The sequence below is a fragment of the Mesorhizobium sp. C372A genome (assembly GCF_030323245.1).
Taxonomy (GTDB): Bacteria; Pseudomonadota; Alphaproteobacteria; order Rhizobiales; family Rhizobiaceae; genus Mesorhizobium.
This window is the reverse complement of sequence record NZ_CP100475.1, coordinates 3,994,077-4,009,743: the sequence shown is the minus strand read 5'-3', so window position 1 is coordinate 4,009,743 and position 15,667 is coordinate 3,994,077. Positions and strand designations below refer to the sequence as shown.

Genomic DNA, 15,667 nt, shown 5'->3' with positions numbered 1-15,667 from the left:
CAGGGCTTTGATGAGCGGCTATGCAGTCGCCGTTTGGCTTCCGTCCGCACGATTTCCGCGGTGGCGGCCGATAATTCAACCAAGCCAGAGCGCCGTTGCCTTTCCAGACAATCGATGCCCGCGCTAGAAGCCTCCAGGTCCATTTTCTCGGGGGCTCGGTTGCGAAGTGACGGTGGGGGCGTCACCAGCAAGGCGAAGCGCGTCCGCGCGGTCCGGTCGCGTTTTCGGGCCGTGAGTTCTCGCGGCGATTTGGCGAAGGGGCTATAGAGAATTCGCGCTTCGCCGGGGTTCCGGCGAGCCAAATCACTTCTAGTCGATCATGCCGACAACTATTTGCCGGTAGCTTCCCGGGTCCTTGGCTTTCTCCGCCCGACAGCTGTCAGTGCGTTGCGCCGCCGTGCGGTAAGCGCCTTCATAAAACCTGATGGCTCTCTTGAATTCGGGGGGATTGGGTATCAGGTGTTTATCTTGCACATCGTACAAGATGTATATCGCCGTTATTTTGGATTTTCCGTCTGGAGTCAGCTGCAGCGCCGGGCATCGCGTCGTAACGGCGATGACGTTAGCTGACCATGTTACGACCAATTTCAACTGGGCGTCGGACAGCCCGGCCAGATAGTTGATGTTTTTTTGATAGGCAGGGTCGATGTGTTGTCGATTATCTTTTGCAGACGCAGCGGAAGACAGGACACCTACCACGCCGAGTATAATCAACATGCATTTCAAAAGCTGCCTCCCCCAATGTTCTGGCCATCTCGACCACGGCATTGTCCGTCCCACAAAGCAGGTTGAAACAAGTCAATTCGAAAAGCAATTGGGGTTCGCGACCTTATACGGATCACCGCACCTTCAGAACCCGGTTGCTCGCCGGACGCCCTTCTTCAACCAGGTGAAACCGGTAGCGATCGCGCACGAACTCGTTGAAAAATTGCCCTTTCGAGAAGGCGGCGCGGAACGCCGCGTAGGTCTCGGGCTCGACCTCCTCGTAGTCGTAGCGGGCTCCGCTCGGGACGAACCAGACCGAGAGGATTTTCGTCGACGGGTCGTAGTGGGTATTGCGGATGGCAGTGGACGGCATGTCGAAAATCCCGCTTCGTCCCCAAATCTTCTCCAAATCCTGCTTCGAACATGCGTAATGCCGCAACGATGCGGAGGTTCCGACAGGGAGGCGCACCACAACGCCGAAAATCTTGCCCGGGTGGCGAGGCTTCCTATCTCTCCGTCAGATGGCACAGACGAAATCCAGTACAACAGCGTATGCCAGCCAGGGCGATCTCTTCGGCGCGGCCGACACGCTGCCGGAAGGATTTTCTTACCGGCCTAGCCTGATCACAACGGACGAAGAGGCGGAACTGGTCCGTCACCTCAATGAACTGTCCTTCAAGCCGTTCGATTTCCACGGCCACCTTGCCAACCGGCAGGTCGCCGGCTTCGGCTGGCGCTACGACTACGACCGGCGCCAGGTCGTCGAAGCGCCGCCCATCCCGAAATTCCTGCTGCCGCTTCGCGACAAGGTCGCGGATTTTGCCGGCAGGCAGGCCACGGAATTCGCGCAAGTGCTCATCAACGAGTATCGGCCGGGCGCGGGCATAGGTTGGCATCGCGACAAGCCGCATTTCGATCTCGTCGCCGGCGTCTCGCTGCTGGCGCCCTGCAGCTTTCGGCTGCGCCGAAAAAACGGCTCGAAATGGGATCGCAAGACGATCGAGGTTCAGCCGAGATCTGTCTATCTCATTGACGGCCCGGCGCGCCACGAGTGGGAGCACAGCATTCCGCCGGTCGCCGGGCACCGCTATTCGATCACGCTGCGCACTCTGAAATAGGCCACACTCCAAGCCACGCAGCAGCCGCTCTGGAAGACCGAGCGCAGTTGTGCTTCGATCGCACATGAGCGTGGATAGCAGCAGAGTTTTGGTTACCCGCGTGGCGCTCTTTCTGTGGGCATGCCTGTCCTGCGTTCTGGCTCTGCAGTGGCTCGTCGACCTTGGCATGGTCGGCTTTCCCGACGGATACATAACGCCCTATGCCCAAGCAACGAGCACGCTGTTGCATGTCCTTGTCTGGGCATGCCTGGCTCAAAGTCTCTACTTCGCTTGCCGAGCCTTGTTTGGCAAACGCTTCGAGCCTGCTCCTCTCTTCCTGCAAATCCTGATCGCCGCCGCACTGACTGTCGTGCCGGTATTCATCGTAAAACACTGTCCGCGGTCCCAGGTATGCAGCAACATCTATGAAGCGCTCACGAATACGATGATGGACGACGGCACCGGCGGATGACGTTGTGTCTCCAGTAACTGACGAGAGATAGAAGTTTGGCGTCGCGCCCGCGCGGTGGCGGTAAAACCTGGAGGAACCATGCGAAAGATCCTGGCATCGATGCTGCTGTTCGCGGCGGCGCTCTCTGCAAACCCCGCTCGGGCGCTGGACAGTACCAGCCCGCCGGTTGTCGTCACGCCGCTTGCCGATCGCAGCCAGACGGCGTCCGGCCAGCCGATCGTGCTGCCGCAGAAAAATGTCCAAGTGCTGGTTTCAACCTATGACATTGCGGTCGGCGCCACTCTGCCGGTGCACAAGCACCCGTTTGCCCGCTACGCCTATGTCGAGGCCGGGACACTCAAAGTGACGAATGTCGAGACCGGCAACAGCAACACCTACAAGACGGGCGATTTCATCATCGAGATGATCGGCCAATGGCACCAGGCCACCAACATCGGCGACGCCCCGGTCAAGCTGCTGGTCATCGACCAGGCCGAACGAGGCGCCAAGAACACGCTGCTGCGCCAGTAATAGCGGATCGGCCGGGTTGCCGGGCTGGCCCAAGCAGCGACTGGCTGTTCCGGCTTCCCCACCAACCGAGCCGATGCTAGGGCTGGCCGTCATGCTATCATGAAGGATCGCCCCTTGGCCGGAAATGCTCGCCCCCTGATCGAAATCTGCGTCGAAGGCATCGATGGACTGCTGGCTGCGCAGGCCGCCGGCGCCGACCGGGTCGAGCTCTGCGCCAGCCTGGTCGAAGGCGGCATCACGCCCAGCCTCGGCACGGTGCGCGCCGCACTCGAGAGCGCGACAATTCCCTTCCATGTCATCGTGCGGCCGCGCGGCGGCGATTTCCTCTACAGCGAGGCCGAATACAGCTCGATGCTCGCCGATGTCGCAGCGCTTCGTGACCTCGGCGTCGCCGGCGTCGTTGTCGGTTGCCTCAATGCCGACGGCACCATCGACGAAACCCGCATGGGCGCGCTGGTCGATGCCGCCGGTCCGCTCGCCGTCACCTGCCACCGCGCCTTCGACATGACGCGCGACCCGGCCGAGGCGCTGGAAGCGCTGATCCGCTGCAAGGTCGGCCGCGTGCTGACCAGCGGCCAGAGGGACACCGCGGTGGAAGGCGCCGGCCTGTTGGCGGATCTCGTCCGCCAGGCCGACGGCCGCATCATCATCCTCGGCTGTGGCGCGCTGGACCCCGAAAACATCGCCGGGGTGCTGGCATCAACCGGGCTGACGGAAATGCACTTCGCCGCGCTCAAGGATGTACCGAGCGCCATGGCCTACCGCAACCCGCAAGTCGGCATGGGCGGCGGCGATCTCGACCGCGAATACCGCACCACAGTCACCGATGGGGCGCTGGTTGCCGCGACGATTGCGGCGGCCAGAGCATGATGAGCGAAGCCGTGACTGGGCCGTCGCCGATCAGCCGTGTCTCGCCTCAGGACGAAGCGGCCATCCTCGCACTCAACAATGAGCACGCCGCCGAACTGTCATGGCTCGAGCCGGAACGGCTGTCCTTCCTGCTTGGCGAAGCGTTTTACGTCAGGCGCATCGGCACGCTCGAAGCCTTCATCATGACCTTCGACCAGGATGCGCGCTACGACAGCCCGAATTTCCTCTGGTTCCGCGAGCGCTATCCACGCTTCGTCTATGTCGACCGCGTCGTCGTCGCGGCGCAAGCGCGCGGCCGCGGCCATGCCCGCCGGCTCTACGAGGATCTGTTCGGGGAAGTCGCCCGCGCGGGCCACAGCATCGTCACCTGCGAGGTGAATGCCGAACCTCCCAATCCGGCTTCGGACGCCTTCCATGCCGCGCTTGGCTTCGCCGAGGTCGGCGACGCGGTGATCCATGGCGGCAAGAAGGCGGTGCGCTACTACCTCAAGGAGATCGCCGGCTGATGGGTCGCTGGCTGATGATCGGCAAGCAGATCGTCGCGGCAGCATAAGATTAGGAGTCCGTAGCCCTCACCAATTCCGGTTCAGCCAGGCCCGCGCGGGCTTCTCGACCAGATAGTAGCTGCATAGTGCACAGGCGAAGACAGCCGCCAGCATCGGGATCGGCGCACTGCCCTGCTCGGCGACGAATTTGTAGAAGGGCTGTTGCCAGAGATAGAGCGAGTACGACCATAGCCCGATCATCACCATCGGGCTGGATGAAAGCAGGCCGGTAAGATGCCAGTTGCTGGTGTCCAGCGTATTCACGGCAAGCGCCAGCAACGGCACCGCCAGTAGGTAATGGATCGGCGTCGGCACCGGATCGAGGAACAGCAATATAGCCGCCGCCGCCGACACGAGGCTGACATAGGGGCTCGTCAGGAATGCCGGCAGCCGGTCATCGTGCTTGAGCAGGCAGATCGATGCCGACAGCAGGATCGAGGCGATATGCACATCGGTGCGCCAATAGCTGTGCTCGTAATCCATGCCGAGTGCCCAGTACGAAATGGCGCCATTGGCCATCGCCAGCAGCGACAGCGTCACCAGCAGCCGAACGACATTACCCCGCCCGGTCACCACCACGCTGATCAGCGCCAGGATGATGTAGGCATGCTCTTCCACGCATAGCGACCAGATGTGGTCGAGCGCGCCGGCGCGGGTGATGAGAATTCCGGCATAGTTGTAGGTGAATGTCAGCGCCGTCAGCGCCGCCTTCCATTTGAAGCCGATAAAGGTGCCGGAGAGCCCGATCATGGCTGATGTCACGAACACCAGCAGCGCGGGATAGATGCGCGAAAAGCGGCGCTTGAAGAATTTTTTCAGCGGAAAGCGTTCGATGAACAGTATCTCGCCCATCAGCCGGCCTGAGAGCACGAAGAAGAACTCGACGCCGAGCACGCCGAGATTGATCCCGGGAACGGGGAAGAAATGGCCGATCAGCACCAGTGCGATCGAAAGCCCGCGCCAACCATCGAGATAGGCCAGTCTTGCTCTGGCTGCTTTGTCGGCTGTGGCCCGCGGCAGGGCAACAGACGCTGCGGAGATGTCGGCCATGCCGATCCTCTACGACGCAAGATCTTGGCGCAGCTCACACCGCCGCGCGCAGAATCCACCCCGTGTTCCGCCAAGCTATACATATTGCAGTGCAATATCAGATTGTGCAAGTGCGAGAATGGGGCTGGGCAGTCCCTTGGGAAGTATGCGCCTGTTCTTGCACGGGAATTACCTGAAACAACGGATTTGCGCGTGGCAGCGAACCCGCAAGGACTGGGCAGTTACAGCCCGCCACAGACGAACAAAGGGGCCGCGATGGCCCCTTTCCTTGTCAGTAGCTTTATGATGTCAGGCGTTGGCTGCCGCCACCGCGCGCTTGGCCATCACGGCGATCAAATTGGCACGGTATTCGGCCGAAGCGTGGAGGTCGGTCATCAAATTCTTCGCCGGCACTTTCACGCCGTCGAGCGCCGATGCGGCAAAATTCTTCGCCAGTGCTGCTTCGATCTCCTTCGAGCGGAACACACCGTCATCGCCGGCGCCGGTAACGGCAACGCTGACCCCGTCCTTGCCCTTTGCCACGAACACGCCGACGATCGCATAGCGCGAGGCCGGGTTGCGGAATTTTTCGTAAGCAGCCTTGGCCGGCGCGGTAAAACTCACCGCGGTGATGATCTCGCCTTCTTTCAGCGCCGTTTCGAACAGCCCGGTGAAGAATTTCGCGGCTGAAATCTCGCGCTTGTTGGTGACGATGGTGGCGCCCAGCGCCAAGAGCGCCGCCGGATAATCGGCGGCTGGGTCGTTGTTGGCGACCGAGCCGCCGATCGTGCCCTTGTGGCGCACCGCCGGATCGCCAATCAGCGACGCAAGGTGGGCAAGCGCCGGACAGGCCTTCCGCAGCTTCTCGTCATTGGCGACGTCGTAATGGGTTGTGGCGGCGCCGATGGTGACGGTCTTGCCCGACACCTTGACGCCTTGCAGCTCCTTGATCCGCGACAGGTCGATCAGGTCGGACGGTGCGGCGAGCCGCGTCTTCATCGCCGGGATCAGCGTCATGCCGCCTGACAAAAGCCTGGCGTCGCCGCTCTTCACCAGCTTGGCGGCGTCGACGACCGAGGCGGCGCGGTGGTAGTTGACTGCGTACATGGGATCCTCCCCTGAAGTGGTTAGGCAATAGTGAGTAGTGAGTAGGGAATAGGGACGCTGTCATCTCCGGTAATGCCCATTCCCTACTCACTACTCCCTACTCACTCATTTCTTCGCCCTAATCGCCGCCCACACCGTTGACGGCGAGGCTGGCATGGCGATGTCCACAATCCCCAAAGCGTCGGTGATGGCGTTGATGACCGCCGGCGGCGAGCCGATGGCGCCGGCCTCGCCACAGCCCTTGATGCCGAGCGGATTGCTCGGACACGGCGTGTTCGAGGTCGACACCTTGAATGACGGCAGGTCGTCCGCGCGCGGCATGGTGTAGTCCATGTAGCTCGCCGTTAGCAGCTGCCCGCTATCGTCATAGTGCGCGCCTTCCAGCAGCGCCTGGCCGATGCCCTGGGCGATGCCGCCATGCACCTGACCCTCGACGATCATCGGGTTGATGATGTTGCCGAAATCGTCCGCCGCGACGAACTGGACGATCTCGGTCGTGCCGGTTTCCGGATCGATCTCGACCTCGCAGATGTAGCAGCCCGCCGGGAAAGTGAAGTTCGCCGGATCGTAGAAGGCTGTTTCCTTCAGTCCCGGCTCCATGCCTGCCGGCAGATTGTGAGCGGTGTAGGCGGCAAGCGCCACCTGGAACCAGGGCAGGCTCTTGTCGGTGCCGGCAACCTTGACCTCGCCATTCTCGATGACGATGTCGCCCTCGTCGGCCTCGAGCAGATGGGCGGCGATTTTCTTGGCCTTGGCCTCGACCTTGTCGAGCGCCTTGGCAATTGCCGACATGCCGACCGCGCCCGAGCGCGAGCCGTAGGTGCCCATGCCCATCTGCACCTTGTCGGTGTCGCCATGGACGATCGACACCGAGTCGAGCGGCACGCCGAAGCGCTGGGTGACCAGTTGCGCGAAGGTCGTCTCATGGCCCTGGCCGTGGCTGTGCGAGCCGGTCAGCACCTCGATCGTGCCGACGGCATTGACCCGCACCTCGGCCGATTCCCACAGACCGACGCCGGCGCCGAGCGAACCGACCGCCGCCGACGGCGCGATGCCGCAGGCCTCGATATAGCAGCTCATGCCGATGCCGCGCAGCCTGCCCTGGCTGGCGGCCGCCGCTTTGCGCTTGGCAAAGCCGGCATAGTCGGACGCCTGTGTCGCCGCATCGAGTGAAGCTCCATAGTCGCCGGCGTCATAGTTCATGATGACCGGCGTCTGATGCGGAAACTCGGTGATGAAATTGGCGCGCCGAAGCTCCGCCGGAGACACGCCGAGTTCGCGTGCGGCGGTCTCCATTGTGCGTTCGAGCAAATAGGTCGCTTCCGGCCGCCCTGCCCCACGATAGGCATCGACGGGTGCCGTGTTGGTGTAGACGGTGCGCACATTGGCGTGGATCGTCGGGATGTTGTACTGGCCCGACAGCAGCGTCGCGTAGAGATAGGTCGGCACGCAAGACGAGAACAGCGACATGTAGGCGCCGAGATTGGCGATGGTGTCGACTTTGAAGCCGGTGATCTTGTTGTTCTTGTCGAACGCCATTTCGACCGTCGAGACATGGTCGCGGCCATGTGCGTCGGTGAGAAAGCTTTCGGTACGGTCGGCAACCCATTTGACCGGCACGCCGGTCTTCTTCGACGCCCACAGGCAGACGATCTCTTCGGGATAGATGTAGATCTTCGAGCCGAAGCCGCCGCCGACATCGGGCGCAATGACGCGCAGCTTGTTTTCCGGCGCGACATTGTAGAAGGCGCTCATCACTAGCCGCGCGACATGCGGGTTCTGCGACGTCGTCCAGCAGGTAAAATGGTCCTCGGCCTTGTCGTAATGGCCAAGGGCCGCGCGCGGCTCCATGGCGTTGGGAACCAGCCGGTTGTTGACGATCTTCATGCGGGTGACATGGGCCGCCGCCTGGATCGCCGCGTCGGTCGCCTTGGCATCGCCGATCTCCCAGTCGAAGATAAGATTGTCCTCGGCTTCGGCATGGACCTGCGGCGCACCTTTTTGCAGCGCCTTGGTGGCATCGACCACCGCCTTCAATTCCTTGTAGGTGATCTCGACCGCTTCGGCCGCGTCGCGGGCCTGGCCCTTGGTTTCCGCCACCACGATGACGACCGCGTCGCCGACATAGCGCACCTTGTCGACGGCCAGCGGCGACCACGCGCCCATCTTCATCGGCGAGCCGTCCTTGGAATGGATCATCCAGCCGCAGATCAGGTTGCCGATGCCGTCGGCCTTGAGCTCCTTGCCGGTCAAGACGCCGATGACGCCGGGCATCGCCTGCGCTCGTCTGACGTCGATCTTCTTGATCTGAGCATGCGCGTGCGGGCTGCGCACGAAAGCGGCATGCTTCATGCCGGGAACCACCATGTCGTCGACATAGCGGCCGGCGCCGGTGATGAAGCGTTTGTCTTCCTTGCGCACGACCCGAGCGCCGATGCCTTCAATGCCCATAGGAATTCCTCCGGAATAGCGAATAGTGAGTAGCGAATAGTGAACAGTGAGTAGGGAATTGTGCTCGGAGCGGTTCGGCTAAACCGACTACTCGCTATTCACTATTCACTACTCGCTTCTTTCTTACGCTGCCTGTTTCGCCCTGCCCTTCGGCACCTTCGCCATCGTCTGCGATGCGGCGAGGATCGCCTTGACGATGTTGTGGTAGCCGGTGCAGCGGCAGATGTTGCCTTCGAGCTCGGCGCGCACCGTCGCCTCGTCAAGGCCTTCGGGATGGCGCGCGATCATGTCGGTCGCCGTCATGATCATGCCCGGCGTGCAGAAGCCGCATTGCAGCCCATGATGTTCCTTGAACGCGGCCTGCATCGGATGCAGGTCGCCGCCATTGGCAAGCCCTTCGATCGTCACCACGGTCGACCCGGAGGCCTGCACGGCCAGCATCGAACAGGACTTCACCGCCTTGCCGTCGACATGCACGACGCAGGCGCCGCATTGAGAGGTGTCACAACCGACATGCGTTCCGGTGAGACCAAGATTTTCGCGCAGGAAATGAACCAGAAGCGTTCGGTCCTCGGCAGCGCCGCTGATCCGTTTTCCGTTCACGACAAACGAAACGTCCGACATGCATCCTCCCTGGGTATGACCTTGGTAGTCATGCTGCCGATGCGGCTTTGGCGCTCGGCCATGCGCTATTGGTACACTGCACAAAGCGCAAAAAACACACGGCGCTCATTGTACTTTCGGTCATGGAGAAAACGAAAATCATGGGCCTGTCCGCCCCATTGCCAAAGAGCGAATAGGGGGCAACAATGCCCTCGACGCCAGCGCGCCGAGAGACATAAAACGGGCGCGCGCAGGAAGCGTCGGAGGATATCGGGAGGAAGCCTCTGGCCAGTTCACGGACGAGCTATGCATCCGGTCTGTCGGCGCTCACCACCGACGAGCCCGACGCCGATGCATTCGCCCTGGCGGTCGCCGTCGAGGCCGCAGCCATCGATGCCGGCTTTGCCCTGCTGTTCTTCTCCCAGAGCCTGTTTGACGCGAGCGTCCTTTCGCAAGGGCTGAAGACCCACGCGCCGACGCTGGCCTACGCCGCCTGCTCGACCGCCGGCGAGATTACCCCCCAGGGCCTGGAGGAAGGCCATGTGCTGGCGCTGCTCTTTCCCTCCGCGTCGTTTTCGGCGGTCAGCACCATGGTCGACAATCTCTCCTCGTCGGGCATGGACAGGATCACTGATGAAGTCGAGGGCTTGCGGCGCCTGCTGCGCGGACGCACCGGCAGTTGCCATGCCAAAAGCACTTTCGCGCTCTGCTTCATCGACGGCCTGTCCTTTGCAGAGGAAGCGGTGACCTCGGCCATCCATTGGGGGCTGGACGACATCCCGCTGATCGGCGGTTCGGCGGGCGACGATTTGAAATTCGAAACCACCAGGCTGATTTCGAACGGCAAGGTAGCGTCAGATAGCGCCATCATTGTGCTGATCGCCACTGAGATTCCGTTCCATGTCTTCAAGACCGACAATTTCATCCCCACCGACGAGAAGCTGGTGGTGACGGCATCCGATCCGGACCACCGCACCGTGCGCGAATTCAACGCCACCAATGCGGCTGAGGAGTATGCAGCCTCCGTCGGCATCGTTGCGCAGAACCTGACGCCGATGAGCTTCGCTTCGCACCCGGTGGTGGTGAAAGTGGGTGGCGAATTTTACTGCCGCTCGATCCAGAAGATGCATCCCGACGGCTCGCTGTCATTCTTCTGCGCCATAGACGACGGCGTCGTGCTGTCCATCGCCCAGCCCAAGGACATGGTAGAATCCACGCGCGCCGCACTGCGCGACGTCGAGCAACGGCTCGGCGGCATCGACATGATCCTCGGCTTCGATTGCGTGCTGCGCCGGCTCGACGCCCGCAACCGCCAGGTCTTCCGCGACATTTCGGAGCTCTACCGGGTCAATAACGTCATCGGCTTCGGCACCTATGGCGAACAGTACCGCTCGATGCATCTGAACCAGACTTTCACCGGCATCGCCTTCGGCGAACGCCAGGCGGCGGAATAGCCCATGCCGCTCAGGGACATCAACGACGTCGACAGGCTGAAGAAGATCAACGCCGCTCTGGTCAGCCGCGTCGAGCGCTCGATGGACCAGCAGGGCAATGCCTTCTCGCTGTTCCAGACCGCAATTTCGCTGGAAAACCGCGTGCGCATCCGCACCGAGGAACTGCACTCGACCTTGCGCCGGCTGGAACAGTCGAACATCGACCTCAGCGCCGCCAAGGAAAACGCCGAGCTGGCAAACCTGTCCAAGACCAGGTTCCTGGCCGCCGCCAGCCATGACGTGCTGCAGCCCCTGAACGCCGCCCACCTTTCCGTCTCGGCACTGGCCGAAGTGCAGACCAGCGACGAGGGCAAGAAACTCGTCCGCCAGGTCGAGCGCTCGCTGGAGACCATGGAAGACCTGTTGCGCACGCTGCTCGACATTTCCAAGCTCGATGCCGGCGTGGTCCAGCCCGACATCGGCGATGTCAATCTGGAGACGCTGTTTTCCTCGCTGCGGTCGGATTTCCTGCCCGTGGCCGAGATGAAGGGGCTGGCGCTGAAGTTCCGCCCGGTCAGCGCCGTGGTGCGTTCGGACCGCACGCTCTTGCGCCGCATCCTGCAGAATATCCTGTCCAATGCGCTGCGCTATACCCCTTCGGGCGGCGTGCTTGTCGGCACAAGGCATCGCGGCGATACCATCCGCATCGATGTCGCCGACACCGGCTGCGGCATTCCCGACGACCAGCGCGAGGCGGTGTTCGAGGAGTTCCATCGCGGCTCCGCCATTCCAGCCGACACCGGGATCTCCGGCGGCGGGCTGGGCCTGGGCCTCGCCATCGTGCGGCGCATGGCCGCCGCGCTAGGTCATCCCGTGACGTTCTCCTCGAGGGTTGGGCGCGGCACCATCTTCCACATCGACGTGCCGGTCGGCATCGGCGCCAGCGCCGACGCCATCGCCAGCCTTGCCGAGATGGAGCGGCCGCGCGGCTACGGCCTGTTCGGCACCAAGGTCCTGCTGGTCGAAAACGACGCCGACGTGCTGCAGGCGATGACTTTCCTGCTCGAGCGCTGGCAGTGCCTGGTGCGCGCCGCGACCTCGACCGAGGCTGCGATCAGCCTGCTTGGCGACACCGACTGGGTGCCCGACATCGTCATTGCCGACCAGCATCTCGACGACGGCGACCTCGGCACCGCAACAATAGCCGAAGTCCGCGACTATCTCGGCCGCGCCGTGCCGGCGCTGATCGTCACCGCCGACGGATCGGAGGCCGTCGCCAAGGCAGCCCGCGCCGCAGGCATAGAGCTGATGCGGAAGCCGCTAAAGCCGGCGCAGCTAAGGGCGCTGCTGGCGCATTTGCTGGCTTGAGCCCCATACCCTCCCCTCGATGGGGAGGGTCTGCGCGCAGCGCCGGGGCGGGGTGCAGCGCCAAGCTCCCCCACCCCGCTCCGCTTCGCGGATCGACCCTCCCCACAAGGGGGAGGGTAAAGATCAAAACCCGGCCTGATCGCGAAACAGCTCCGCATTGTCCAGCTTCGACACCTCAATCACCGCTTGCGTGCGGCTGTAGACGTTGAGCTTGCGCAGGATCTCCGAGACATGCGCCTTGACCGTGGTCTCGCCGACCTGCAGCTCGTAGGCGATCTGCTTGTTGAGCAGGCCTTGGCGCAGCATCTGCAGCACGCGCAGCTGCTGCGGCGTCAGTTTGGCCAGCCGCTGCACCATGTCGGCGCGGTCGGCGCTGTCGGCGTCGGGTGGCTGTCCCTCATATGTCTCCGGCACATAGATCGCGCCCTCCATCACCGAGCGGATGGCGGCGGCGAGATCGCTCTTGCGCGCCGATTTGGGGATGAAGCCGGCAGCGCCATATGACAGTGCCTCGGAAATGATCTTCGGCTCCTCATAACCCGAGACGACGACCACCGGCAGCCGCGGATGGCGGGTCCTGAGCTGCAGCAACCCATCGAAGCCATGCACATCAGGCATGTTGAGATCGAGCAGCGCCAGATCGAATGGCTTTATCCCACCCAGAAGATCGAGCGCCTCGGCGATCGAGCGCGCCTCCACGGTGTCGACTTCCGGATAGGCCATCTGCACGGCGCTGTGCAGCGCCTCGCGAAACAGCGGATGGTCGTCGATGATCAGAAACCGGGCGCGATCGTTGACTGCGGTCATGGTGTTCGTTTCAGTCCTCCCTGGGCACGATACTCCCCGGGACCATGGCCAGCTTATTGGCAAATAGTCTATCGTCATCTTGACCCCCGGAGGCGAAGCCGACTTTATCGGACCATCAGGCGCAGCCGATGCTTTTGCGGACGCTCATGCCTTGCCCGGCGGTTCAAATCGGTCAAATGTGCCGGCAGTTGAAGCAGAAAGACCGCGCATGACAGAATTCGTCTTTCCCTTGCCCGCAACACCATCGGTCGCCACAGAAGGCTCGGCCCAGCGTTTTGCGGTGCGCCGCATTTTCTGCGTCGGCCGCAACTACGCTGCGCATGCCCGCGAACTCGGCAATGACGAGCGCGACCCGCCCTTCTTCTTCACCAAGCCGGCCGATGCGGTGGTCGATTCCGGCACCACGGTCCCCTACCCGCCTTTGACCAAAAACCTGCACCATGAGATCGAGCTGGTGGCGGCGATCGGCAAGGCCGGCTTCCGCATTCCGCGCGCTGAGGCGCTCGACCATGTCTGGGGCTACGGCGTCGGCATCGACCTCACCCGCCGCGACCTGCAGGACGAAGCCAAGAAAGCAGCGCGGCCCTGGGATTGGTCCAAGGCCTTCGACCGCTCGGCGCCCTGCGGTCCGCTGGTGCCGGCCGCCAAATCCGGCCATCCGCAAAAGGGCCGCATCTGGCTGGCCGTTGACGGCGCGGTGAAACAGGACGGCGACCTCGCCGAACTGATCTGGCCGATCGCCGATATCGTTTCGATCTGCAGCAGTGCGGTTGTACTACAACCGGGCGACCTGATCTTCACCGGCACGCCGGCCGGCGTCGGCGCGGTGGCGCCGGGTCAGACGATGACCGGCGGTGTCGACGGCATCGGCACCATCGAGATCACTGTCGGCCAAGATTCGATCGGCCAAAATTCCACCGACAAGCCGTGATCCGATGAGCGATCTGGTCCTCCATAACTACTACCGCTCCTCCACCTCCTATCGCGCACGCATCGCGCTGGAGATGAAGGGCCTGACCTACGATTACGTGCCGCATCATCTGCGTCATGGCGACCATCTGGAGCCCGCCTATCGCGCGGTCAACCCGCAGGGGCTGGTGCCGGCGCTGATCCTGGGCGACGGCACGCTTTTGACGCAGTCGCTGGCGATCATCGAATATCTCGACGAGACCAATCCCGATCCGCCGCTGCTGCCGAAGAATGCGCTCGGCCGGGCGCGCGTGCGAATGCTGGCACAGATGATCGCCTGCGACATCCACCCGGTGAACAATCTGCGCGTGCTGACCTCGCTGCGCACTTTGTTCGGCGCCGGCGACCAGGATGTCATCCACTGGTTTCGCCACTGGGTGAACGAAGGGTTCCAGCCGCTTGAAAAGATTCTGGCTTCATCGGATGAGACCGGCACATTTTGCCATGGCGACGCACCGGGCCTCGCCGACATCTGCCTGGTCGCCCAGATCGCCAGCAACGCCCGCTTCGGCGTCGACCTGACACCCTACCCCGAGATCTCGCGCATCCACGCCGCCTGCATGGCGCTGCCGGCCTTTCAGAAGGCAGCACCGGAGAATCAGATAGATGCGGAATAGAAGCGCACTGGCGCAGAGCATGAGGACCACCCGATGAAAGCCGTCGTCTTCGAGAAATTCGGCCAAGCGCCGACGATCCAGACCGTGCCGGATCCGAAGCCGGCCGCCGATGGCGTCGTCATCAAGGTCGAGGCGACCGGGCTCTGCCGCAGCGACTGGCATGGCTGGATGGGCCATGATGACGGCATCACGCTGCCGCATGTGCCGGGCCATGAGCTGGCCGGCGTCGTCGTCGCCGTCGGCAAGCAGGTCACCCGCTGGAAGGCCGGCGAACGCGTCACCGTGCCGTTCTGTGTCGGCTGCGGCCGCTGCTTCGAATGCAATTCGGGCAATCATCAGGTCTGCGAACACCAGACGCAGCCCGGCTTCACCGCCTGGGGATCGTTTGCCGAATATGTCGCCATCGAACATGCCGACACCAACCTCGTGCGGCTGCCCGAGGAGATGGAATTCGCCACCGCCGCCAGCCTCGGCTGCCGCTTCGTCACCTCGTTTCGCGCCATTGTCGACCAGGGCCGGGTGACGCCGGGCGAATGGGTGGCGGTGCATGGCTGCGGCGGCGTCGGCCTGTCGGCGATCATGATCGCCAGTTCCATGGGCGCCAATGTCATTGCCATCGACCTTACCGACGAGAAGCTGGAGTTCGCCAAAAAGATCGGCGCCGTGGCGACCATCAATGCCTCGAACACGCCGAATGTCGTCAAGGCGGTCAAGCAGATCACCAATGGCGGCGCACACATGTCGATGGACGCGCTCGGCCACCCCACGACGTCGTTCAACTCGATTTCCAATCTGCGCCGGCGTGGCCGCCATGTGCAGGTTGGCCTGATGCTGGGCGAGCATGCCCGGCCACAGGTGCCGATGGACAAGGTGATTGCCTTCGAGCTCGAAATCCTCGGCAGCCACGGCATGCAGGCCCATCGCTACCCCGCAATGATGGAAATGATCCGCACCGGCAAGCTGAAGCCCGATCTGCTGGTTGGCAAGAAGATCAGCCTCGATGAGGCGCCGGCGGCGCTGATGGCGATGGGCGGGTTCGAGGGGATTGGCATCGGGGTTGTGACGAAGTTCTGACAGCGATTCG

The 15,667-nt window shown here is 62.8% G+C and carries 17 protein-coding genes; 10 read left to right on the top strand and 7 right to left on the bottom strand.

The window, feature by feature from the left end:
• Nucleotides 1-309 precede the first annotated feature (309 nt).
• Nucleotides 310-717: a hypothetical protein gene (locus NLY42_RS19020; protein WP_023753386.1), complete on the bottom strand. Its 408-nt coding sequence runs from the start codon at nucleotides 715-717 to the stop codon at nucleotides 310-312.
• A 121-nt stretch (nucleotides 718-838) separates the two neighbouring features.
• The gene (locus tag NLY42_RS19015) at nucleotides 839-1,078 is read right to left on the bottom strand and encodes a KTSC domain-containing protein (RefSeq protein ID WP_023753387.1); all 240 of its coding nucleotides are present in this window, start codon (nucleotides 1,076-1,078) and stop codon (nucleotides 839-841) included.
• A gap of 148 nt (nucleotides 1,079-1,226) precedes the next feature.
• Between NLY42_RS19015 and NLY42_RS19010 the strand changes: the two genes are divergently transcribed.
• The 5 genes from NLY42_RS19010 (at nucleotide 1,227) to NLY42_RS18990 (ending at nucleotide 4,160) form a co-directional block, all read left to right on the top strand.
• Nucleotides 1,227-1,823, top strand: coding sequence for an alpha-ketoglutarate-dependent dioxygenase AlkB (locus NLY42_RS19010; RefSeq protein ID WP_023672616.1), 597 nt, complete (start codon nucleotides 1,227-1,229; stop codon nucleotides 1,821-1,823).
• A gap of 64 nt (nucleotides 1,824-1,887) precedes the next feature.
• Nucleotides 1,888-2,274, top strand: a complete 387-nt coding sequence (locus NLY42_RS19005; protein WP_023753388.1) for a hypothetical protein — start codon at nucleotides 1,888-1,890, stop codon at nucleotides 2,272-2,274.
• A 78-nt stretch (nucleotides 2,275-2,352) separates the two neighbouring features.
• The gene (locus NLY42_RS19000) at nucleotides 2,353-2,784 is read left to right on the top strand and encodes a cupin domain-containing protein (protein WP_023753389.1); all 432 of its coding nucleotides are present in this window, start codon (nucleotides 2,353-2,355) and stop codon (nucleotides 2,782-2,784) included.
• Between the two features lie 99 nt (nucleotides 2,785-2,883).
• Nucleotides 2,884-3,654 carry a copper homeostasis protein CutC gene (locus NLY42_RS18995; RefSeq protein ID WP_023672619.1) on the top strand — a complete coding sequence of 257 codons (771 nt, stop codon included), beginning with the start codon at nucleotides 2,884-2,886 and terminating at the stop codon, nucleotides 3,652-3,654.
• Complete coding sequence (locus tag NLY42_RS18990) at nucleotides 3,654-4,160, top strand: GNAT family N-acetyltransferase (protein ID WP_023753390.1); 507 nt, start codon at nucleotides 3,654-3,656, stop codon at nucleotides 4,158-4,160. Before NLY42_RS18995 ends, NLY42_RS18990 begins: the two co-directional genes overlap by 1 nt.
• Before the next feature lie 66 nt (nucleotides 4,161-4,226).
• On the opposite strand, the gene NLY42_RS18985 is transcribed toward NLY42_RS18990, so the two are convergent.
• The 4 genes from NLY42_RS18985 to NLY42_RS18970 all read right to left on the bottom strand — a co-directional run bounded on the left by NLY42_RS18985 (nucleotide 4,227) and on the right by NLY42_RS18970 (nucleotide 9,410).
• A complete protein-coding gene (locus NLY42_RS18985; protein WP_023753391.1) occupies nucleotides 4,227-5,249 on the bottom strand; it encodes an acyltransferase family protein in 1,023 nt (340 codons plus the stop codon).
• A 288-nt stretch (nucleotides 5,250-5,537) separates the two neighbouring features.
• The gene (locus NLY42_RS18980) at nucleotides 5,538-6,335 is read right to left on the bottom strand and encodes an FAD binding domain-containing protein (protein WP_023753392.1); all 798 of its coding nucleotides are present in this window, start codon (nucleotides 6,333-6,335) and stop codon (nucleotides 5,538-5,540) included.
• 105 nt (nucleotides 6,336-6,440) lie between these two features.
• Nucleotides 6,441-8,786, bottom strand: a complete 2,346-nt coding sequence (locus tag NLY42_RS18975; protein ID WP_023756366.1) for a xanthine dehydrogenase family protein molybdopterin-binding subunit — start codon at nucleotides 8,784-8,786, stop codon at nucleotides 6,441-6,443.
• 123 nt (nucleotides 8,787-8,909) lie between these two features.
• Nucleotides 8,910-9,410, bottom strand: a complete 501-nt coding sequence (locus tag NLY42_RS18970) for a (2Fe-2S)-binding protein (protein WP_023681712.1) — start codon at nucleotides 9,408-9,410, stop codon at nucleotides 8,910-8,912.
• A 248-nt stretch (nucleotides 9,411-9,658) separates the two neighbouring features.
• On the opposite strand from NLY42_RS18970, the gene NLY42_RS18965 reads away from it, so the two are divergent.
• Entirely contained in the window at nucleotides 9,659-10,843 is a 1,185-nt protein-coding gene (locus tag NLY42_RS18965) for an FIST N-terminal domain-containing protein (protein WP_353622726.1), read from the top strand.
• 3 nt (nucleotides 10,844-10,846) lie between these two features.
• Nucleotides 10,847-12,190 (top strand): hybrid sensor histidine kinase/response regulator, encoded by a 1,344-nt coding sequence (locus tag NLY42_RS18960; RefSeq protein ID WP_023753394.1) that lies wholly within the window; start codon nucleotides 10,847-10,849, stop codon nucleotides 12,188-12,190.
• Nucleotides 12,191-12,313: 123 nt separating this feature from the next.
• On the opposite strand, the gene NLY42_RS18955 is transcribed toward NLY42_RS18960, so the two are convergent.
• Complete coding sequence (locus NLY42_RS18955) at nucleotides 12,314-12,997, bottom strand: response regulator (protein WP_023701705.1); 684 nt, start codon at nucleotides 12,995-12,997, stop codon at nucleotides 12,314-12,316.
• Between the two features lie 208 nt (nucleotides 12,998-13,205).
• Here NLY42_RS18955 and NLY42_RS18950 point away from each other — a divergent pair, with 208 nt between their 5' ends.
• From NLY42_RS18950 to NLY42_RS18940, 3 genes are read left to right on the top strand one after another with little or no spacing between them, the layout of a single operon-like run.
• Nucleotides 13,206-13,928 (top strand): fumarylacetoacetate hydrolase family protein, encoded by a 723-nt coding sequence (locus NLY42_RS18950; protein ID WP_023753395.1) that lies wholly within the window; start codon nucleotides 13,206-13,208, stop codon nucleotides 13,926-13,928.
• A gap of 4 nt (nucleotides 13,929-13,932) precedes the next feature.
• Nucleotides 13,933-14,583: a maleylacetoacetate isomerase gene (maiA, locus tag NLY42_RS18945; RefSeq protein ID WP_286488238.1), complete on the top strand. Its 651-nt coding sequence runs from the start codon at nucleotides 13,933-13,935 to the stop codon at nucleotides 14,581-14,583.
• Nucleotides 14,584-14,616: 33 nt separating this feature from the next.
• Complete coding sequence (locus NLY42_RS18940) at nucleotides 14,617-15,657, top strand: zinc-dependent alcohol dehydrogenase family protein (protein WP_023753397.1); 1,041 nt, start codon at nucleotides 14,617-14,619, stop codon at nucleotides 15,655-15,657.
• Nucleotides 15,658-15,667 lie beyond the last annotated feature (10 nt).